At 68.6% G+C, this 20,686-nt stretch carries 22 protein-coding genes; 4 read left to right on the top strand and 18 right to left on the bottom strand.

Annotated elements, in window-relative coordinates:
- Positions 1–44: 44 nt before the first annotated feature.
- Positions 45–554, bottom strand: coding sequence for a hypothetical protein (locus NJ1_RS22560; RefSeq protein ID WP_157574156.1), 510 nt, complete (start codon positions 552–554; stop codon positions 45–47).
- 322 nt (positions 555–876) lie between these two features.
- Between NJ1_RS22560 and ilvA the strand changes: the two genes are divergently transcribed.
- Entirely contained in the window at positions 877–2,091 is a 1,215-nt protein-coding gene (ilvA, locus tag NJ1_RS22555; protein ID WP_067697727.1) for a threonine ammonia-lyase, read from the top strand.
- 12 nt (positions 2,092–2,103) lie between these two features.
- Here the strand turns inward: ilvA and NJ1_RS22550 are convergent, their stop codons facing one another.
- The 7 genes from NJ1_RS22550 to NJ1_RS22520 all read right to left on the bottom strand — a co-directional run bounded on the left by NJ1_RS22550 (position 2,104) and on the right by NJ1_RS22520 (position 7,667).
- Positions 2,104–2,427: a DMT family transporter gene (locus NJ1_RS22550; RefSeq protein WP_067697598.1), complete on the bottom strand. Its 324-nt coding sequence runs from the start codon at positions 2,425–2,427 to the stop codon at positions 2,104–2,106.
- 48 nt (positions 2,428–2,475) lie between these two features.
- Entirely contained in the window at positions 2,476–2,775 is a 300-nt protein-coding gene (locus NJ1_RS22545; protein WP_067697725.1) for a helix-turn-helix domain-containing protein, read from the bottom strand.
- 5 nt (positions 2,776–2,780) lie between these two features.
- A complete protein-coding gene (locus NJ1_RS22540) occupies positions 2,781–3,110 on the bottom strand; it encodes a type II toxin-antitoxin system RelE/ParE family toxin (RefSeq protein ID WP_245717524.1) in 330 nt (109 codons plus the stop codon).
- 64 nt (positions 3,111–3,174) lie between these two features.
- Positions 3,175–4,596, bottom strand: coding sequence for an argininosuccinate lyase (argH, locus tag NJ1_RS22535; RefSeq protein ID WP_067697594.1), 1,422 nt, complete (start codon positions 4,594–4,596; stop codon positions 3,175–3,177).
- A complete protein-coding gene (locus tag NJ1_RS22530; protein ID WP_067697592.1) occupies positions 4,593–5,513 on the bottom strand; it encodes a class I SAM-dependent methyltransferase in 921 nt (306 codons plus the stop codon). The genes argH and NJ1_RS22530 overlap by 4 nt, the downstream gene beginning before the upstream one ends.
- Positions 5,514–5,609: 96 nt before the next feature.
- Positions 5,610–6,812 carry an argininosuccinate synthase gene (locus tag NJ1_RS22525; protein ID WP_067697590.1) on the bottom strand — a complete coding sequence of 401 codons (1,203 nt, stop codon included), beginning with the start codon at positions 6,810–6,812 and terminating at the stop codon, positions 5,610–5,612.
- 231 nt (positions 6,813–7,043) lie between these two features.
- Entirely contained in the window at positions 7,044–7,667 is a 624-nt protein-coding gene (locus NJ1_RS22520) for a TetR/AcrR family transcriptional regulator (RefSeq protein WP_084478620.1), read from the bottom strand.
- A gap of 72 nt (positions 7,668–7,739) precedes the next feature.
- Here NJ1_RS22520 and NJ1_RS22515 point away from each other — a divergent pair, with 72 nt between their 5' ends.
- The 3 genes from NJ1_RS22515 to NJ1_RS22505 all read left to right on the top strand — a co-directional run bounded on the left by NJ1_RS22515 (position 7,740) and on the right by NJ1_RS22505 (position 9,923).
- Positions 7,740–8,492: an MBL fold metallo-hydrolase gene (locus tag NJ1_RS22515; RefSeq protein WP_067697588.1), complete on the top strand. Its 753-nt coding sequence runs from the start codon at positions 7,740–7,742 to the stop codon at positions 8,490–8,492.
- Between the two features lie 88 nt (positions 8,493–8,580).
- Complete coding sequence (locus NJ1_RS38310) at positions 8,581–9,144, top strand: nitroreductase/quinone reductase family protein (protein ID WP_084478619.1); 564 nt, start codon at positions 8,581–8,583, stop codon at positions 9,142–9,144.
- 68 nt (positions 9,145–9,212) lie between these two features.
- Positions 9,213–9,923: a haloacid dehalogenase type II gene (locus NJ1_RS22505; protein ID WP_067697586.1), complete on the top strand. Its 711-nt coding sequence runs from the start codon at positions 9,213–9,215 to the stop codon at positions 9,921–9,923.
- 118 nt (positions 9,924–10,041) lie between these two features.
- Here NJ1_RS22505 and NJ1_RS22500 read toward each other — a convergent pair whose 3' ends face one another.
- The 10 genes from NJ1_RS22500 to argC all read right to left on the bottom strand — a co-directional run bounded on the left by NJ1_RS22500 (position 10,042) and on the right by argC (position 20,651).
- Positions 10,042–10,353: a hypothetical protein gene (locus NJ1_RS22500; protein WP_067697584.1), complete on the bottom strand. Its 312-nt coding sequence runs from the start codon at positions 10,351–10,353 to the stop codon at positions 10,042–10,044.
- Complete coding sequence (locus NJ1_RS22495) at positions 10,346–10,621, bottom strand: hypothetical protein (RefSeq protein WP_157574155.1); 276 nt, start codon at positions 10,619–10,621, stop codon at positions 10,346–10,348. The genes NJ1_RS22500 and NJ1_RS22495 overlap by 8 nt, the downstream gene beginning before the upstream one ends.
- 93 nt (positions 10,622–10,714) lie before the next feature.
- Positions 10,715–12,541, bottom strand: a complete 1,827-nt coding sequence (locus NJ1_RS22490; protein ID WP_067697580.1) for an ABC transporter ATP-binding protein — start codon at positions 12,539–12,541, stop codon at positions 10,715–10,717.
- Complete coding sequence (locus NJ1_RS22485; protein ID WP_084478618.1) at positions 12,538–14,349, bottom strand: ABC transporter ATP-binding protein; 1,812 nt, start codon at positions 14,347–14,349, stop codon at positions 12,538–12,540. Before NJ1_RS22485 ends, NJ1_RS22490 begins: the two co-directional genes overlap by 4 nt.
- Before the next feature lie 427 nt (positions 14,350–14,776).
- The gene (locus NJ1_RS22480; RefSeq protein WP_067697717.1) at positions 14,777–15,277 is read right to left on the bottom strand and encodes an arginine repressor; all 501 of its coding nucleotides are present in this window, start codon (positions 15,275–15,277) and stop codon (positions 14,777–14,779) included.
- A gap of 26 nt (positions 15,278–15,303) precedes the next feature.
- Positions 15,304–16,245, bottom strand: coding sequence for an ornithine carbamoyltransferase (argF, locus tag NJ1_RS22475; RefSeq protein ID WP_067697578.1), 942 nt, complete (start codon positions 16,243–16,245; stop codon positions 15,304–15,306).
- Positions 16,242–17,456 carry an acetylornithine transaminase gene (locus NJ1_RS22470; protein WP_067697575.1) on the bottom strand — a complete coding sequence of 405 codons (1,215 nt, stop codon included), beginning with the start codon at positions 17,454–17,456 and terminating at the stop codon, positions 16,242–16,244. The genes argF and NJ1_RS22470 overlap by 4 nt, the downstream gene beginning before the upstream one ends.
- Entirely contained in the window at positions 17,453–18,370 is a 918-nt protein-coding gene (gene argB / locus NJ1_RS22465; RefSeq protein WP_067697573.1) for an acetylglutamate kinase, read from the bottom strand. Before argB ends, NJ1_RS22470 begins: the two co-directional genes overlap by 4 nt.
- Complete coding sequence (gene argJ, locus NJ1_RS22460) at positions 18,367–19,578, bottom strand: bifunctional glutamate N-acetyltransferase/amino-acid acetyltransferase ArgJ (RefSeq protein ID WP_067697570.1); 1,212 nt, start codon at positions 19,576–19,578, stop codon at positions 18,367–18,369. Before argJ ends, argB begins: the two co-directional genes overlap by 4 nt.
- Entirely contained in the window at positions 19,575–20,651 is a 1,077-nt protein-coding gene (gene argC / locus NJ1_RS22455) for an N-acetyl-gamma-glutamyl-phosphate reductase (protein WP_067697568.1), read from the bottom strand. Before argC ends, argJ begins: the two co-directional genes overlap by 4 nt.
- Between the last annotated feature and the right edge of the window lie 35 nt (positions 20,652–20,686).

Raw genomic sequence — 20,686 nt, 5'->3', positions numbered from 1 at the left:
TATTGCGGGATCGATATATCTTCCGGGGATCGGGGTCCCGAGGCTCAGGCCATGCTGGCACTCACGCGTCCCGGACCTGTGGTGACGCCAGGTCCCATGCAGCCCATGACCATGTCCGGCGTCATCATCTCGTACTCGGCCACGACTCGGACCCGACCGCCCTGCCCGATCCCCCGCACGATGTCGAGCGGTCCCACGGTGGGCTGCGCCATCCCGACCGGCCACGGGCCCGCCAGGGTGCTGGTGTCGCCGTTGGACCAGAGGATGTCGACGGTGATCGGGCCGTCGGCCGGATGCATGCAGTCCGAGGTCGCCTCGTGCACGCCGGTGAAGGTGCCGCCGGTGATTCCGGGAACGCCCACGCAGTCCCACAGGCGGCCGACCGAGGTGAACGTCAGCAGTCGAGGCGACATGCCGATGCCGCCGTCGACGGCGGTCCAGCGGAAGTCACCGGCGCCGCAACTGGCCATCGGCGAGGTGGCGGCGGCGACCGGCGTGCCGCCCGGCAGCAGCCCGAACGAGACGGAAATCGCCAGCGACGCGGCGATTTTCACCGACCGTGATCCGATCGGGGAGGTCGGTGCGGTCGAGCACTTCGGTACCACGGCCTTCGGCACAGCGTTCCTCGCTTCCCAGGGATGGAGGTGGAGCACGAGTCGGTGCGGGTGATCCCGCGAACACGATCGAACGATAAACCGGGCGGTTGGTTATGCCGCGGATCGGCCGAACACGCGGCGTCCGTCGGCGCGGCGCACGGGCGCCGAAACGCCCCTGAACTGGGATGGGACCGTCTCGAATGTGCGATTCGAACAGCGGGCGGCAGCCGGTACACACAGCACCGAGACAGGTGGGCTAACTCCTGGCAGCATGGCGCGCATGGACGTGATCGCGCAGATCGAGGCGGCGGCGACCCTGCTCGCGCCCGTCATCCGGCGAACCCCCGTGGTCGCCTCACGGGTGCTGGCCGACCGCACCGGACACGAGGTGTGGCTCAAATGCGAGAATCTGCAGCGCACCGGATCCTTCAAACCGCGCGGCGCGTACAACCGGATCGCGAACCTGCCTCGGGCGGACCGGGTTCGGGGCGTGGTGGCCGCGAGCGCGGGCAACCACGCCCAGGGCGTGGCGTGGGCGGCGACCTCGCTCGGGATCGAATCCACCGTGTTCATGCCGGTCGGCGCGGCGCTGCCGAAGCTGGTGGCCACCAGGGCATACGGGGCGACCGTGTACCAGGTCGGCGAGACCATCGACGAAGCGCTCTCGGCCGCAAGGGATTTCGCGGAGCAGACCGGAGCGACGCTGGTGCATCCGTTCGATCACATGGACATCGTCGCCGGACAGGGCACCATCGCCCTGGAGATCCTGCAGCAGCTGCCGGACGTCGGCACCCTCATCGTGCCGACCGGTGGCGGCGGGCTGCTCGCCGGCGTCGCGGCCGCCTGCCAGCGGCTCGCGCCGCGAGTGCGGGTGATCGGCGTGCAGGCCGAGGCGGCCGCGGCCTGGCCCGCGTCGCTGGCGGCGGGAAAACCGGTGCCGCTGGCGCAGATGACGACCATGGCCGACGGTATCGCCGTCGGCCGTCCCGGTGAGGTGCCGTTCGAGCACATCGTGAAGTGCGCGCCCACCATCCTCACCGTCGACGAGGACGCGCTGTCCAAGGCATTGCTGCTGTGCATGGAGCGCGCCAAACTCATCGTCGAACCCGCAGGCGCGGCGGCGGTGGCGGCGCTGATGGCCCGCACCGCCGAGGAACTCGCCCTGCAGGGTCCCGTCTGCGCCATCCTGTCCGGCGGCAATATCGACCCGCTGCTGCTGACCCGGGTGATCGGCCACGGCCTCAGCGCCGCGGGCCGCTACCTGGCCGCCCGCGTCACCATCTCCGACCGACCCGGCAGTCTCGGCGGCCTACTGGCCGAACTCGGCCGCACCGGGGCCAGCGTGCTGGACGTCGCCCACTCCCGCACCGGCGCCTGGCTCGCCATCGACGAGGTCGAGGTCCTGCTCACCCTCGAAACCCGCGGTCCCGCCCATCGCGACGATGTGCTCACCGCCCTGTCGGACGCGGGATACGTTGTGCACGTGCAGGATTGAGCCAGCCCGGACTCAGTGCGCTCCGCCGAGCTCCAGCGCCAGCACGCCCACGATCACCAACCCGATCCCGCCGACCTGAACGAGCGTGAGACTCTCGTTCAGGAACAGCGCCCCGATGGTCGCCACCGCGACCACCCCCACCGCCGACCAGATCCCGTACGCGACCCCGATCGCCATCCCCCGCTTCAACGCCTGCGACAGGAAGAAGAACGCCGCGGCGTACCCGATCACCACGATGATCGAGGGCACCAGCTTGCTGAACCCCTCCGAGATCTTCAGCGACACCGTCGCCGTCACCTCACACGCGATCGCCAACGCCAGCAGCACCAAGGTCATTGCCGCAGGATAACCGGACTCCGACGGACCGCCTCACCGCCGCGTCCATCAGCCGGCTTCGGGAAGGCGATGAAATTCCACGGTGAGACCCAATTCCAGCGCCTCGGCGAGTCGTTCGAGCATCGGAATGCTCGGCATCGTGCCACCCGCCTCGAACCTTGCTACGGCAGGTTGTTTCAGGCCGGCTCTGACGGCGAGGTCAGACTGAGTGAGGCCAAGCTCCTCTCGGCGCTGCCGTACCGCAGTGCCGAGCTCGAATCGAATTCGCGCAGCATCATAGGCAGCACCGGCGCCCGGGCGACTCATGACCTCCGCACGCTTCTCGGCCCAGCTCTTCCGTTCGCCCATGGAATTCACTCCTCGTCCACGGTATGAGCAGCAGCGACGCAGCGAGTGAATGCTCGCACCGCACGCTCGATTTCAGCCGTTTCTCGCATTCTCTGCTTACGGAAGACCGTCAGCAGAATGATGCGCCTGCCGGGCGCGACCCAGTAAGTGATTCGCACCGCGTCTCGCGCGAGATAGAACCGGAGCTCACGTAGCTTGCCGTGAAGCTGCCGCGTGTAGGGCTCGCTGAGCAGCACTCCCCGCTCGGCCAGGAGATCGACATAGAAGGCTGCCGTCTCCTGGTCATTATCATCGAGCGAGTCGAACCACTCATCAACCTCTGGTTCCAGTTCCACCTCTCCCCAATTTATAACACGGATGTTATATCGACGGCAAGCGCCGCCACCCGCGAATCAGGGATCAGCCGAGCCAGGCGCGCTGGTCGGCGGCGGTGGCTCGGACCTCTTCGAGCTGCTCGGCCACCTGGGTTCCGGCGGTGCCGCCGCGGGCGTTGCGGGAGGCTATGGAGCCCTGCACCGTGAGGACCTCGCGGACGGTGGGGGTCAGGGCCGGATCGACGGCGGCGAATTCCTCGTCGGTGAGTTCGTCCAGGCCGACGCCGCGGGCCTCGGCGGCGCGGACGCAGCCGCCCGCGGCTTCGTGGGCCACGCGGAACGGGACACCCTGGCGGACAAGCCATTCGGCGATGTCGGTGGCGAGGGTGAAGCCCGCCGGGGCCAGTTCGGCCATGCGGTCGGTGTGGAAGGTGAGGGTGGAGACCAGGCCCGCGATGGCGGGGAGCAGGAGCTCGAGCTGGGCTACCGAGTCGAAGACCGGTTCCTTGTCCTCCTGCAGGTCACGGTTGTAGGCCAGGGGCTGGGCCTTGAGGGTGGCGAGCAGGCCGGTGACATTGCCGATCAGGCGTCCGGCCTTGCCGCGGGTCAGCTCCGACACGTCGGGGTTCTTCTTCTGCGGCATGATCGAGGAACCGGTCGACCAGGCGTCCGCGAGGGTGATGTAGCCGAATTCCGGTGTGCTCCAGATGATCACCTCTTCGGCCATGCGGCTCAGATCCACCGCGATCATGGCGAAGACGAACGCGGCCTCCGCGGCGAAATCGCGGGAGGAGGTGGCGTCGATGGAGTTCGCGGCGGAGGCGTCGAAATCCAGTTCGGCGGCAATGGCTTCCGGGTCCAGGCCGAGCGAGGACCCCGCCAGCGCACCGGAACCGTACGGGGACACCGCGGCCCGCTTGTCGAAGTCCCGCAGCCGCTGGATATCGCGAAGCAGCGGATGCGCGTGCGCGAGCAGATGATGCGAGAGCAGCACGGGCTGGGCGGCCTGCAGGTGCGTCTTGCCGGGCATGACCGCGTCCGGGTGCGCGGCGGCCTGCGCGAGCAGCGCGTCCACCACCTCGAGCACCCCGAAGGCCACGCGGCGCACGGCATCTCGCAGCCACATGCGGAACAGGGTGGCGACCTGATCGTTGCGGGAGCGGCCCGCGCGCAGGCGGCCGCCGACCTCGGCGCCGACCCGGTCGATCAGGCCGCGCTCGAGCGCGCCGTGCACATCCTCATCGGACTCGGCGGGCGCGTACGCGCCCGACTCCACATCCGCCGCGAGCCGATCCAGCCCGGTGAGCATGGTCGCCAGGTCGCTCTCGGACAGCAGACCGGCCTTGTTCAGCACGCGCGCATGGGCTTTGGAGGCGCGGATGTCGTACGGCGCGAGGACCCAGTCGAAATGGGTCGACTTGCTCAGCGCCGCCATCGCCGCGGCGGGGCCGGACGCGAATCGCCCGCCCCACAGCGCGCCCTCATTGGTGCTGCCGCCCTGCGTCATAGCGTGTCGTCTCCTCGCGGTCGTATCGCGGTCATAAGAATGTGTGTGCCCATATCCGGCCGCGCCTCCTCGGGCACGGTGCGGCCATGGGTGGCCAGCACGATCTCCGGATCACCCGGTGAGACCCGCCAGCCCTGTTCGGCGAACCATTCGCGGGGGTCCCGGCGGTCCTCCCACGGGTACCACAGCTGTTCCAGGTCGATCCGGATTCCCGCCTCCGCCAGGGCTTTCGCCCGGCGCTCACGCAGTTCGGGCGAGAGCGCCCGCTCTCCGGTGCCGATGTTCAGCGCCATCCGGCTGCCGGGCGCACTGAGCTCGACGAGATTCGCCAGCAGCTGGTCCTGTGCGGCGCCGGGCAGATATCGCAGCAGACCCTCCGCCAGCCAGGCCGTCGGGCGACTCGGGTCGAAACCCTTGTCCAGCAGCGCCTTCGGCCAGTCCTGCCGCAGATCGATCGGCACCTCGCGCCGATCCGCCGCCGGTGCGGAGTCCGCGAGCGCAGTCGCCTTGAACTCCAGCACCTTCGGCTGATCGAGCTCGAAGATCACAGTGCCCGACGGCCAGCGCATCCGATAGGCGCGAGCGTCCAGCCCGGAGGCGAGGATCACGATCTGCCGGATGCCGTCGGCCACCGCGTCGGCGAAGTACTCGTCGAAGTACACCGTCCGCGCGACCAGGAAGTGACCCATCACGCCGTTGACGTAGGCGCTGCCGAGTCGTTCCCGATCGCTCCGCGGTTTCGCGGCGAGCATCCGGCCCCAGGATTCGGAACCGACCGCCGCCACCAGTTTCTCCGCGTAGGGATCCCGGAAAACCGCGTCGTCACGGCGGGTTTCGTGGGCCCGCATGGCGGCGACGCCGATGGCGGTGGCGCCCACGCTCTCCGTGATGTCCCAACTATCGTCATCGGTGCGCATGGACGCCTCCTTCGGCCGGTTGGTACCCGGTCGCAGGCTACTACTTCTTGCTGAGATCCCGACGCTCTCCACTTCGTGCCGAGATCCCCGCGGGCTCTACTTCTTGCTGAGGTCCCGACGGGCGGCAACCTTGGACGACAGGCCGTGGATCTGCACGAAGCCCTTGGCCAGCGACTGGTCGAAGGTGTCGCCCGCGTCGTAGGTGGCCAGGTTGAAGTCGTACAGCGACTCGTCCGAGCGACGGCCGTTCACGACCACGCTGCCGCCGTGCAGCACCATCCGGACATCACCGGTGACGTGCTGCTGGGTGTCCTGCACGAAGGCGTCCAGCGCCCGCTTGAGCGGGGAGAACCACAGGCCGTCGTACACCAGCTCGCCCCAGCGCTGCTCGACCTGACGCTTGTACCGGCCCAGCTCGCGCTCGACCGTGACCGCTTCCATCTCCTGGTGCGCGGTGATCAGCGCGATCGCGCCCGGTGCCTCGTAGATCTCGCGGCTCTTGATGCCGACGAGCCGGTCCTCGACCATGTCGAGGCGGCCGACGCCCTGGCGTCCGGCGCGCTGGTTCAGCTCGGTGATGGCCTCGAGCATGGAGACCGGACGGCCGTCGATGGCGACCGGAACGCCCTTGAGGAAGGTGACGATGAGCTCGTCGGGAGCCTCGAAGTTGACGGTCGGGTCGACGGTGTAGTCGTAGACGTCCTTGGTCGGCGCGTTCCACAGGTCCTCGAGGAACCCGGTCTCGACCGCGCGGCCCCACAGGTTCTGGTCGATGGAGAACGGCGACTTCTTGCTGACGTTGATCGGCAGCTTGTTCTCGGCGGCGAACTCGATGGCCTTCTCGCGGGTCCAGGCGTAGTCGCGGACCGGCGCGATGACCTTCAGGTCGGGCGCGAGCGCGCCGATGCCGACCTCGAAGCGGACCTGATCGTTGCCCTTGCCGGTGCAGCCGTGCGAGACGGTGTCCGCGCCGTGGTACTCGGCGGCCTCGACCAGGTGCTTGACGATGAGCGGACGGCTGATCGCCGACACCAGCGGGTAGCGACCCATGTACAGCGCGTTCGACTGGATGGTCGGCAGGCAGTAGTCGTTGGCGAACTCGTCGCGGGCGTCCACCACGATGGACTCGACCGCGCCGCAGTCCAGCGCGCGCTGGCGGACCTCGTTCATGTCCTCGCCGCCCTGCCCGAGGTCGATCGCGACCGCGATCACCTCGGCGCCGGTCTCCTTGCCGATCCAGCTGATCGCGACGGAGGTGTCCAGCCCGCCGGAGTAGGCGAGTACGACGCGCTTGGTCATAGTCCGTGTGCTCCTCGATTAGTGCGTGTCAGGTCTGTTCCCGCTGAGCGGGTGAGTGGCCGGGCCGGTGCGCTCTTCGCGGCCCGCGCCTTCGTCCTACAAATGATTATGCATGATGATGCAATCCCATTCATAACCGGGTCCACCGGAGCGATCCGGCCCGGCCGCCGGCACGACACCCATGGTCACACACAGCGCCCACCGAGCGGGTACAGGATGCCGCCGCCCCGCTCAGCGCGTGAGGTGCGCGCGAACCATGGTGTCCACCAGGGTGGCGAGCGGCGGCCAGGGGAAACTGGGCCGGTCCTGATGGAGCGTGATCAGGCCGTGCATGGCGGCCCAGAGACACAGCGCGGTGGACCTGGGATCGGTTGCGCCACAGTCGGTTACGACATCGACCAAAAGTTGGAAAGTGGGGAGGCCGGGGAGTTCACCGGCGGCTGGCTCCCAGCCGGGAGTGCCCGCCGTACCGAAAAGGACTCGGTAGTGACCGGGATTGCGAACGCCGTAGTCGACATAGGCATGACAGACGGCCGAGAGCCGGTCACCCGGGGCGGCGCTCGAGCGCTGGGCGGCCTCGAGCGCCGTCCGGAGTTCGGCGAAGCGCTCGGCATACACGGCCGTGAGCAACTCGCGGCGGTCGGCGAAGTGCAGGTACACGCTCTGCGGGGCGATTCCGGCCTCGCGCGCGACGGCGCGCAGCGACAGCGCGTCCTGACCGTCGAGCGTTTCGAGCAGACGACTTGCGGCGGAGATCAACTCGCCGCGGAGGCGAGATCCCTCACCCCGGGGGTTGCGGCTGCGCGCGGCGGATTTCTCGGACGCCTTCTTCTCGGACACCTTCTTCTCGGACACCTTGACAGCATAACAAGACAGGCGTCTACTGACGAATGTAAGCAGACACCCGTCTTCTCAGAAGGTTTCGCGATGCTCACCGTGTCCCGTGTCGTCCATGCCAGCGTGCTCCTCGATTTCGGCGGAGCCCGAATCCTCACCGACCCTTGGCTTTCCGAGCGCCGGTTCTACTACCAGGGCGAGCAGCGCAGCTGTGCCACCGCGGCGGATCTACCCGAACTGGCGGGCATCGTGATCAGCCACGAGCACTACGACCACTGCGATCTGGACGCATTGGCCGCCTATCCGGACAAGTCCGTGCCGTTCGCCGTCGCCAAGGGCATCGCACCGCGAGTGCGGGCGGCGGGCTTCCCGAACGTGGTCGAGCTGGATCCCTGGGAGAGCACCCGTTTGGGACCGGTCGAGGTGATCGCCACACCAGCCAGTCACGGCGTCACCGAGATCACCTTCGTACTGCGCGCGGACGGCCACACCGTCTATTTCGGCGCGGACACGCGCCGCGTCGACGAACTCGACGAGATCGCCCAGCGCTATTCGGAGGTCGACCTGGCTCTGCTGCCGATCAACGGACTGCGAATTCGCCCGCTGGGCAACCGCCAGGAGGTGATGGACGCGACCGAGGCCGCCGAGTTCACGAGTGTTCTGCGGCCCCGGCTCGCGGTCCCCATCCACTACGCCTTCACCGGCGGCCCGGTCGGCGATCGCCTGATGGTCAAGACCGTCCGCAACCGCCCGGACCTGTACCGCGACGCCACCGGTGACCTCGCCCCGGACACGACCGTCCACGTCCTGCCACCCGGGCAACTCCTCGCCGTCGAGCATTGAACCGACACCGAGCAACTCCTCCGGGATTGCCCGGCGTTCGAGCGTCGTGCTGTCATGAGGCGTACATGGCCACGTCCCAGGGGGCACGATGGACGATTCGACAGCCGGCGCGATTCCGGACGAGCTTCGCTACACCGATGGCGAGTACGTGCCCGCTCGTCTGGCCGGGCGCACCGGCGCCCCGACCCCCCGTCAGATCCGGCGGCTCACCCGATCACTGCACGCCTTCCATGCGGTGTGGTTCGCCCTCCGGCTGCCACGCGGCGTCGGCGTGCTCACCGTGACCGGGCGCAGATCAGGCAGGGCGCTGCCGACCTTCGTCAAGGCCGAGCGCGACGGCGATACCGCCTACCTGGTATCGATTCGCGGTGAACACGCCTTGTGGCTGCAGAACATTCGCGCGAACCCGACCGTCCGGCTGAAGCTGGAAGGCACATCGTTCGAGGGCACCGCACGCGACCTCCGAGACGAGTCCGAACGCCGTGTCGCGTACGAGGCGCTGTGCAGCCGGGTCCGCCCGTTCGACTACGCCGAGAGCGCATTTCACCGCCCGGGCCGCCCCACCCGCGCGCGGGTCCTGGAACTGCATCGCGCCTGGTTCGCGGGCGGGACTCCGCTGGCCGTCGACCTTCACGATCCCGGTTCCCGCTGAGACCAGAGCTACGCGACCGACATCACATCACTCCGGCGCGTGCCCGGCGCCGCACTAGCCTTTCGATCATGACTACCGACCGGCCGACAGCGCTGCTGTTCGATGTCCAGGGCACCGCGACGGATTTCCACTCGACGATCACCGCCGCGGCGCGGCGGATCGCGGGTGATCGCCATCCCGGCCGGGACTGGTCCCAGTTCGTGAACGACTGGCGCGCGGCGTATTTCCGGGGCACCTCGACGCCGCGCGGACCCGAGGACCCGTGGGTCAGCGTCGAATCCGTCTATCGCACAGCGCTGGACGAACTACTCGAGACCCAGAACCTGAACCTCACCGAATCCGAACGCCACGAACTCAATTCGGCGTGGAAACTGCTGGACCCCTGGCCCGACGCCGTCGAGGGCCTCACCCGCCTGCGCGCGGATTACACCCTCGCGACACTGTCCAACGCCGACGTGAACGCGGTCGTCAGCATCACCCGCCACGGTGGCTTCCCCTGGCACGCGGTCTTCACCGCCGAAATGGCGGGCGTCTTCAAACCCGACCCACTCACCTACCGCATGGCCGCCGGATACCTCGGCCTCGCCCCCGCCGACATCATGATGGTCGCCAGCCACAAATACGACATCCGAGCCGCCGCCGAACTCGGCTTCCGCACCGCATTCGTCTCCCGCCCCATGGAATTCGGCGACCCCACCCTCGCCGACGCCGACTTCTCCCCCGAATTCGACATCAACGCAGAGGATTTCCTCGATCTGGCCACCCAACTCGGCTGCTGACGCTCTCGCGCGACGTACCACCAGAACGGCTGTCACGCCTGCCCGATCCGCTCCGGCTCGGGGCGCACCGATGAACTCGGGACGGTGGCGCCTCATGCTCGAACCGCACCAGGTCCGTTCAGGCGGCTTGGCGCAGAAACTCCAAGATCAGCGGCAGATCTGCGGTGGTCAACGGACGACTGTGACCGCTGGCAAGATCCTTCTCGATCAGCGAACGAATGTACGCCGACTGGCTGATTCCCAGCTCGGTCGCGCGAGCTTTGCACGCACGATCCACCCTCACCGGCAGCTTCACCGACCGCGGAATCAACGTCTCACCTGTGTCGACCCCATGTGTAACCGGCAACTGCTCGGCGGCAGCGGTATCCACGACCAATCGTTGCGTGAACGCGGCAATCTCCGCAGGCGTCAGGTTCTCGAATTCAGCCATGTCGGGCCTCCCATTCCTCGAAATCGGCGATCAACTCGGAAGTCGGCCGGAACGCGTTGATGACGTAAAGGTCTTTGCCATCGAGGCGGGCCAGGATCACCAGAGGATGTCCATTATCCGTGCGACCCATCAAAACCGTCGCCTTCAAACCAGTCGCGTCATCGACAGCGGGCATGAACCAGAGCGGCCGCTCGCCCGCGAGCCACGCACTGAGCAGGTCATACACGTCATCTACGTCGATACCGGCTTGGGTGAGCAGATGTGCCAAACCCCAATACCATGTAATCGCCACAATCGAGACTACCACCGACTACAACTATTTGTCCTCACCGAATCGCGGTGCGGCCGTCCACGCCCTCCCTCACCCCACCCGGGCCTCCGCGTGCCCGGAGGAGTCCTGCGCCCAGACCGCGTGCAGCCGAGCGTAGAAACCATCGGCGACGGCCAATTCCCGGTGAGGCCCGTCTTCGGCGATTTCACCGTCGTGGAAGACCAGGACTCGGTCGGCGGATTCGGCGGCGAACATGCGGTGGGCGATGGTGAGGGTGGTGCGGCCGGCGGTGAGGTGGGACAGCGCGCGTTGGACGCGCACGTCGGTGCCGGAGTCGACGCCGCTGGTGGCCTCGTCCAGGACCAGCAGATCGGGGTCGACCAGGGCGGTGCGGGCGAGGGCCACCAGTTGACGTTCGCCTGCCGAGAGCGCTTCTCCGCGTTGGCCGACGGGGGTGTCGAGCCCCTCGGACAGGCCTGCGATCCAGTCGGTGAGGCCGAGGCGGTCGAGGACTTCGAGAACATCCGCTTCGGTGGCATCGGTGCGGCCGAGGGCGATGTTCTCACCCACGGTGCGGTCGAAGAGGAAGGCGTCCTGTGGGACGATCGCCACCCGCCTGGCGAGATCGGCGTCGGAGATGTCGGTGACGTCGATGCCCCAGAGGGTGAGACGACCCGAGGTCGGAACCAGTTGCCGGGTCACGAGTTTGGCGAAAGTGCTCTTACCGGAACCTGTTTCACCGACCACGGCGACATGTTCACCCGCGTCGATGCGCAGGGTGATCCCTCGCAGGGCGAGGCGGTCGGCGGTGCCGTAGCGGAAGTTCAGGCCGGTGAACTCGATCGTGGCGGGTCCCGGCGGCAGGGTCGCACCGCCGTGTTGCGCGGGTACGGGCAGATCCAGGATCTCCACGACCCGGCGCAGACCGGCCTCGGCATTGCGCGCGTCGGCGATATTGGCGACCGCGAATTGCATGGGGCGAACGAAGAAGGTCACCAGGAACAGGAAGGCGACCACGTCACCGGCGCTGGATCCACCGACCCAGCCGAGTGCGCCGACACCGGCGGCCGTGCCCGCCACCAGGACCGACGCGGTGATCAGCCCGCTGTTGGTCTCACCGATGGCGATATTGAAGTTCAGCGGCCACAGGGTCTTCCGCTGTGCGGCCGCGACCGCGTCGATCTGGCGATCGGTGCGCGCCCGCATCCGGTCCTCGATGCCGTAGCCGCGAATCGTGTCGATACCGGCCAGGATTTCGAAGATCCCGGCGTACAGATCACCGACGCCGCGCCGCACCCGGTCGAACCGGCTGGACACGACCTTCTGCAGCGCGTGCCCGCCCAGCGGCACCGTCGCGCCAACCAGGAGCACGAGCAGTGCCAGCGGCCACGAATACACCGCCATCACCACCGACGCCAGCGCCATCTGAGAGACGTTCTGCACCAGCGTGACTCCGCCGGACTGGGCGTAGAAGGTGACCGCGTCCACATCATTGGTGATGCGCGCGACCAGCGACCCACGCGACTCGGCGCGCGGATCGGCGGCCGGGAGGCGCAGGATGCGGGCGAAGGCGCGCACCCGCAGGGCGAGCAGCACCTCCTCCACGGTGCCGATCAATCGGCGGTTCATCAGCGACGAGCCGACCATCGCGGCCAACACGGCGCTCAGGCCGATGAGGACCGCGGCCGTCACCACCCGCGAGCGTGCGGCCGAATCCACCTCCACCAGCAGGGCGTGGTCGAGCGCGTACTGGATGGTCACCGGAATGACGATGCGCCCGGAGGAGGCGACGACGGCCAGCAGCACGATCGCGGCCAGCGCGCGCCCGGGCAACGCGATATCGCGGCGGATCCGCCGCAGCAGCGCGAGAGTTCCGTAATTCCGCTGTTGCACCACGGTTTTCGAGTCGATGGTCATGCGACGGCCTCGGTGGTGTCGTACGCGCCCAGCAACGCTCGGTAGCCGGGTTCGGTGGCGAGCAGTTCGCAATGCGTTCCCTGCGCGAGGATCCGGCCGCTCCCGAGGAACACGACGGTATCCGCGAGCCCGATGGTCGCGGCTCGATGCCCGACCAGGACCACGGTGGTGCGGCGCTCGCCGCCGCCGTATTCGCCGCGTAGCGCGTCGATGACGGAGCGCTCGACGAGCGGATCCAGCGCGGAGGTGGCGTCGTCGAGCAGCAACAGTCCGGGTCGCCGGAATACCGCGCGCGCCAGCGCTATTCGCTGACGCTGGCCGCCGGACAGCTGGACCGTATCGGTGATGAGCGTATCGAGTCCCTCGGGCAGCGCCGCCACGAAGGCCGCCGCGTCGGCGATCCCGAGCGCCCGCCACACGAGCTCGTCGCACTCCCGCTCCCCCAGTGCGATGTTGGCGCGGATCGTGTCGGTGAAGAGGAAGGCATTCTGGGTGACGAGTGCGGTCCGCCGCCGCACGGCTTCCGGAGCGAGCGCGGTCGCGTCCACGTCGCCCAGCCGCACCGCGCCGGCACCGGGTTCGAGCAGATACGACAGCAGCCCCAACACCGTGCTCTTGCCCGCTCCGGTCGGGCCGACCACCGCCACGATGCTGCCCGCGGGCACCCGCAGGCTCAGGTCCCGGACCGCCGTGGCGGCGGTGTAACCGAAAGCGACGCCGTGCATTTCGAGCGGGACCGGTCCCGATCCGGAGAGTTCGCGGTCGCCGTGGCGCGGCCGTTCGGTGGCCGAGAGTACCTGATCGACCCGCGCGTGCCCGGCGACACCCGTGGGCAGCACACCGAGGAAACGACCGAGCGCGTTGAGCGGCATGGCGGTGGTGATCAGCAGATAGATCACCCCGACCAGGGTGCCGACGCCAAGGTGCCCGGCCTCCACCCGCGTCACGCCGATCGCGAGGATGACCAGCGCCGCCACCGGCGGCATCAGTTCGATGGCCGGATCGAAAACGGCTCCGGCACTGCCCATCCGGCGATTCGCGGCTCGAGCGCCGGCCGCCGCCGCGGCGAACCGCTCGATCTCCCGGTCGGCGATCCCGAGCGTGCGGATCACCTGCTGCCCGGCGATGGCCTCGTGCGCCAGCGTGGTGACCTCGGCCCGCCGCGTCTGCGCTTCGCGGGCTCGCGGCGCCAGCACCCGCTGATAGGCCAGGTTCGCACCGAGCAGCAGCGGAATCAGGATCATCGCCACCACCGCCAGCCAGGGATCCGCGAGCGCGACGTCGAGCAGGACCAGCAACAGCATTCCGGCCATGCCGAACGCGAAGGGGAAATGCTTCATCGGATCCCAGGCGGACTGCACATCCGACACCGCCCGTGAGACCAGTTCGCCCGCCGAACTCCGCCGATGCCAGGAGATTCCGAGCCGCAGGTAGTGCGACACCACGGCTCTGCGAGTACGCGCCTCGCTCCGGAACTGGATGATGCCCGAGGCCACCCCGCGCACGATGATGGTCACCACCCGCAGGAACGACACCCCCAGCACCGCGAGCGCCCCGAGCACCGCCGCGCCCGGCAGGAACCGGCCCTCCCGGAACGCCGCCACCACCACGTGATCGATGCTCCAGCCCACCGCTTTCGCGCCCAGCACCATGCACCCGCCGTTGATCAGGCTCGCCCCCAGCGCCAGCGCCGCCGCGCCCGGATGCTCGCGGCAACCCCGCAGCATGATCATCAGACCGTCCCGCAGGGTCCTGCCGTCGGGTTCCACCGCAGAGCTCAGCTGCGCGCCACCTCGCATCAGACTCATGAGCCGGGACACCAGCCGGTATCGGACGCCTTGTCGTTCATCGTGCCTCCTACTTCGCGGACCGTCATGAACAGTGCGCCAAGTAGTTGCGGTACGACAACTAACTGGATCTACCTGATCCGAATACTGGTGGGAACGCGCACGACGAGCCCCGGCCCCGAGCGGCCGACCCGCCACGGGACCGCTCGTCCAGCCGCCATCGCCGCACGACCACCGATCACACAGGGCCCCATGCCTCCGACCCCGCAGCCACGAACAACCGCCCACGCGGCCCACTCGCCGCGAACGACTCGGCCACGCGAAATACCTCCGCCGCGACAATCGCTCGGAGGTATGCGCCACGACGACGCTGATCGCCCTCGTCGAGGGCGCGCCACCGCACCGGACGGCGAACGAGCGCTGACGCGGCGGGTGTCGGGCGCTCGCGCTAAGCCAGCAACTCGATCTTGGCCGCGAGTTCCGCACCGGTCATGGGCTCGCGGGCGATCACGGCGATGGTGTCGTCCCCCGCGATGGTGCCCACGATCTCCGGCAGCGCCGATCGATCGAGCGCGCTGGCCAGGAAGTGCGCGGCACCCGGCGGGGTGCGCAGGACCGCGATATTGCCGCTGGAATCGGTCGAAACCAGCAGGTCGCCAAGCATTTTCGACAGACGTTCGGTACCGCCGGTGACACCGCGAACGGGGCTGCCGTCCTCGGGAACCACGTACACGCCCGCGCCGCCGTCGGCCGCGCGCAGTTTCACCGCACCGAGTTCGTCCAGATCACGCGAGAGCGTGGCCTGGGTGGTGTCGATCCCCTCCCCGGACAGCAGGGTGGCCAGTTCGGACTGGCTGCGCACCTCGTGCTGGGACAGGATCGCGACGATGCGCGCCTGGCGGCCGGCCCGGGTGCGGGCGATCGCCGCACCCGATCGACCGGAAGTCACTGCGGGAGAACGGCGTTCGCCGCTGCTCACGCCTCACCTCGCCCGAATTTCTCCAGCAGCCAGACCAATAGCGCCTTCTGCGCGTGCAGCCGGTTCTCCGCCTCGTCCCAGACCGCGCTGTGCGGGCCGTCGAGCACCTCGTCGGTGACCTCTTCACCGCGATGAGCCGGAAGGCAGTGCAGCACTGTCACATCGGGCGCGGCCAGGGCCATCAGTTCCGCGTTGACCTGGAAGGGCCGGAAGGGAGCCACGCGGTCGCGACCGTCGTTCTCCTGACCCATGGAGGTCCAGGTATCGGTGACCAGCGCGTCCGCACCCTCGGCGGCCGCGCGCGGATCGTCGGTGAAGGTGATGCTCGCGCCGGTCTCCGCGGCCCGCTTCTGGGCCAGGTCCACGATCCACGGCAGCGGCTCGAAACCCGCCGGGGCGGCGATGGTCACGTTCAGGCCCGCGGTCACGCCGCCCAGCAGCAGCGAATGCGACATATTGTTCGCGCCGTCACCGAGGAAGGTGAGGTTGCGACCGGCCAGCTCACCCTTGCGTTCCCTCAGGGTCTGCAGATCCGCGAGCACCTGGCAGGGATGGAACTCGTTGGACAGCGCGTTCACGACGGGAACCGTTGCCGCGCCCGCCATTTCGTCCAGCCGGGTCTGCTCGAAGGTGCGCCAGACGATGGCGTCCACGTAGCGCGAGAGCACCCGGCCGGTGTCGGCGAGCGTCTCCTCGCGACCCAGCTGGGTGTCGCGGCCGTCCACGACCACGGCGTGTCCGCCGAGCTGCGCGATGCCCATCTCGAAGGAGAAGCGGGTGCGGGTGGAGTTCTTCTCGAACATGACCGCCACACCGCGCGGTCCGGCGAGCGGCCGCCGGGACTGCGGGGCGGCCTTCAATTCCGCTGCCAGCGCCAGGATTTCGGCCTGCTCGGCCGGGCTGACGTCGTCGTCACGCAGGAAATGCCGGATGCTCACTTGGTGCCCTTCTCCGCTGTGGCCTGCGCGGCATCGAGGATGCCGGGTAGGTCGGATACGAAATTCTCGGCCTGGGTTTCGGTGAGCACGAGCGGCGGCGCCAACCGGATCACATCGGGCTTGGCGGGATTCAGCAGATATCCGGCCGCCCGCGCGGCCTCGTCGACCTGCGCGGAGATACCGGCGGTGAGCTGGATGCCGATCAGCAGACCCGCGCCGCGCACATGATCGATCAGCGGATGATCGAGGCTGTCGATGCCGTCGACGAGGATCTTGCCGACCTGCTCCACGTGCGCGAGCAGTCCCTCCTCGTCGATGGTCCGCAGCACGGCCAGCGCCGCCGCGGCACAGACCGGATTGCCGCCGAATGTGGTGCCGTGCATGCCGGGCTGCAGCAGTGCCGCCGCCTCGCCCTGCGCGAGCACCGCGCCGATCGGCAGGCCGCCGCCCAGACCCTTGGCCAGGGTGATCACATCGGGCACGATGCCCGCCGCCTGATGCGCGTACATCGCACCCGTGCGGCCGATACCGGTCTGCACCTCGTCCAGGATCAGCAGCGCGCCTTGCTGTTTGGTGATGGCGCGCGCCTTGGCCAGGTAGTCGGCCGGCGGCACCACGACACCGCTCTCGCCCATGATCGGCTCGAGGAACACCGCGGCGGTGTCCTTGTCGACGGCGGCCGCGAGGGCCAGCGCGTCACCGTAGGGCACGTGCACCACTCCGGCGGGCATGGGCGCGAACGGTTCCCGCTTGGCGGGCTGACCGGTCAGCGCGAGCGCACCCATGGTCCGGCCGTGGAAGGCCTCCTCACAGGCGACGATCTTGGTCTTTCCGGTCAGGCGCGCCATCTTGAACGCGGCCTCGTTGGCCTCGGTACCGGAGTTGCAGAAGAACGCCTTGCCGTGGCCGTCACCGCTGAGTCCATCACCGAAGTGCGCCAGCAGGCGCTCCGCGAGCTCGATAACCGGTTCGCTCGCATACAGATTCGACACATGCCCGAGCGTGCCCAGCTGATGGGTGACCGCCTCCAGAATCGCCGGATGCGCGTGCCCGAGGCTGTTGACCGCGATACCGCCGAGGAAGTCCAGGTAGCGCTTGCCGTCGGCGTCGTAGACCACCGCACCGGCACCGCGCACCAGCGCGATCTTCGGGGTGCCGTAGTTGTTCATCAGCGCGGCGGACCACCGCTGCTGAATCTCGGCTGTGCTCATAACTTCACTCCGTCGTTCGAAGACTCTGCGACCGGGGTGACCATCGTGCCGATGCCCTCCCCCGTGAACAGTTCCAGCAGCACCGAATGCGGGACCCGGCCGTCGATCACGTGCGCGGTCGGAACACCGCCCGCCACGGCGCGCAGGCAGGCTTCCATCTTGGGCACCATGCCCGCATCCAGGCTCGGCAGCAACTCGGCGAGTTGGTCGGTGTCGATGCGCGTGGTCAGCGAGGATCGGTCCGGCCAATTCGTGTACAGGCCTTCGACATCGGTGAGCACGACCAGCTTCTCGGCTCCGATGGCCTCGGCCAGCGCCGCCGCGGCGGTGTCGGCGTTGATGTTGTGCACCACCCCGAGCGCGTCGGGCGCGATGGTGGAGACGACCGGAATCCGGCCCGCCGCGATGAGATCCAGCACCGCGTCCGGATTCACCGAGGTGACGTCGCCGACCAGGCCGATATCGGTGGCCGCGCCGTCCACGTCCACGGTGCGCCGGGTGGCGGTGAACAGGTGCGCGTCCTCACCGGAGATGCCGACCGCGTACGGCCCGTGCGCGTTGATCAACCCGACCAGTTCGCGACCGACCTGACCGAACAGCACCATCCGCACCACATCCATCACCTCGGGCGTGGTGACGCGGAAGCCGCCCCGGAATTCTCCTTGCAGGCCCAGCCTTTTCAGCATGGCGCTGATCTGCGGCCCGCCGCCGTGCACCACCACCGGGTGCACGCCGACCGTGCGCAGGAACGCCATATCCGCGGCGAACGCGCTCTTGAGGTCGTCGTCGATCATGGCGTTGCCGCCGTACTTGACCACCACGACCTTGTCGCGGAACTTCTGCAGCCACGGCAGCGCGTCGGCCAGCACATGCGCCTTGTCCAGCGCGGACAACTGCGAGATATCGGTGCTCATGAGCTGTACGCCGAGTTCTCCTCGACGTACGCGTGCGAGAGATCGGTCGTGCGCACGGTGGCCTCCCCGTCGCCGAGCCCGAGCGAGACGAGCACCGCGATATCGGGACCGGACAGGTCCACCTCCCGCGCGCCGGGCGCGCTCGCGCCGTCGATGCACACCGGGAATCCGTTGAACGACACCGAGATCCGGTTCGGGTCCAGCTCGATCGGCGCGATGCCGATCGAGGCCAGCACCCGGCCCCAGTTCGGGTCGGAGCCGAAGAACGCGGTCTTGACCAGGCTGTCGCGAGCCAGTGCCCGCGCGCCGATGAGCGCCTCGTCCTCACTGACCGCGCCGGTGACGGTGATGTGCACCTTCTTGGTGACGCCCTCGGCGTCGTTCATGAGCTGCTCGGCCAGATCGTCGCAGACCGCCAGCACGGCCGCGTTCAGCTCGTCCTGGGTCGGGGCGACCTCGCTCGCGCCGTTGGCCAGCAGCAGCACGGTGTCGTTGGTGGAGCAGGAGCCGTCCACGTCCAGGCGGTCGAAGGTCATGCGGGTGGCGTTGCGCAGCGCGGTGTCCAGCTGCGCGGGCGTGGCCACCGCATCGGTGGTCAGCACGACGAGCATGGTGGCCAGCGACGGCGCGAGCATGCCCGCACCCTTGGCCATGCCGCCGACGTTCCACTTGTTCTCGTGGTGGAACGCGACCTCTTTCGGCACGGTGTCGGTGGTCATGATGGCGCGCGCGGCCTCCGCGCCGCCGGAGAGCCCGCCGCCCATCTCGTGCACGATCTCGGTGATGCCCGGGATCAGCTTGTCCATCGGGAGCCGATCGCCGATGAGACCCGTGGAGCAGACCGCGATCTCGCCCGCGCCGGTCTCGGTTCCCCAGTTGCTCAACGCTTTCGCGAGTTCCTCGGCGGTGGCGTGGGTGTCCTGGAATCCCCCCGGACCCGTACACGCGTTCGCGCCACCGGAATTGAGGATGACCGCGCGCAGATGCCCGCCGCTGAGCACCTGCTGCGACCACAGCACCGGCGCGGCCTTGACCTTGTTGCGGGTGAACACGCCCGCGGCGGAGTACTCCGGCCCCTCGCTGAACACCAGCGCCAGATCCGGCTTGCCGCTGACTTTGATCCCGGCCGCGATACCGGCGGCGCGGAAACCCAGCGGCGCGGTCACGCCCTGGGTCCGGACCAGCTTGCCGTCGTTGATGGAAGTCACGGTGCCACTCCTACGGTGGAAAGTCCTGCGGTCTCCTCGATTCCGAGGGCCAGGTTCATCGATTGCACCGCCGCGCCGGCGGTGCCCTTGGTCAGATTGTCGATCGCGCCGATGACCACCAGGAGCCCGGCGGCCTCGTCGACCGCGACCTGCAGCGTGACGGCATTGGAGCCGAGCACCGAACCGGTCTGCGGCAGGACGCCTTCGGGCAGCAGGTGCACGAAAGGCTCATCGGCATAGGCCTTCTCGTAGACCGCGCGGGCCGCGGCGGCGTCCACCCGGGTGGGCGCGGTGCAGGTGGCGAGAATGCCGCGCGGCAGCGGGGCCAGCACGGGGGTGAAGGAGACGGCGACATCGACCGCGCCGCCGGGCGCGTCCTGGCTCGCGGCCTTCAGGTTCTGCGAGATCTCCGGCGTGTGCCGGTGTGCGCCGGCGATGCTGTAGGCCCGCATCGACCCCATCACCTCGGAGCCGAGCAGTCCCACATCGAGTTTGCGGCCCGCGCCCGAGGTGCCGCTCACCGCAACCACATTCACGTTCGGTTCGATGATGCCCGCCGCGACGGCCGGAGCCAGCGCCAGGCTGGACACGGTCGGATAGCACCCGGGCACCGCGATCCGGGTCGCCCCGCGCAGCCTCTCGCGACCGCCCGGCAGTTCGGGCAGACCGTAGGGCCAGCTGCCCGCGTGCGGACTGCCGTAGTACTTCTCCCACGCGGCGGCATCGGTGAGCCGGAAGTCGGCGCCGCAGTCGATGATGACGGTGGACTCGGGCAGCTGCTGCGCGATGGCCGCGGACTGCCCGTGCGGCAGTCCGAGGAACACCACGTCGTGACCGGCCAGCTCGTCGAGAGTGGTGGGCGCGAGGATGCGGTCCGCGAGCGGCAGCAGATGCGGCTGCAGTGCGCCCAGCGGGGTTCCCGCATTGGATCCGGCGGTCAGCGACCCGATCTCGAGGCGTCCGTTTCGGTAGGCTGGGTGACCCAGCAGCAGACGCAGGACTTCGCCGCCCGCGTACCCGCTCGCACCAGCTACCGCGACCCGTACCGAGGGTCCACCAGAGGTATCCGCCATGTGATGATTATGCACGACTGTGCAAGCTCATTCAC

Source organism: Nocardia jejuensis NBRC 103114 (assembly GCF_001613145.1).
GTDB classification, from domain to species: Bacteria; Actinomycetota; Actinomycetes; order Mycobacteriales; family Mycobacteriaceae; genus Nocardia; species Nocardia jejuensis.
The sequence above is the reverse complement of the archived record's forward strand: the minus strand, read 5'-3'. Positions and strand labels throughout refer to the sequence as shown.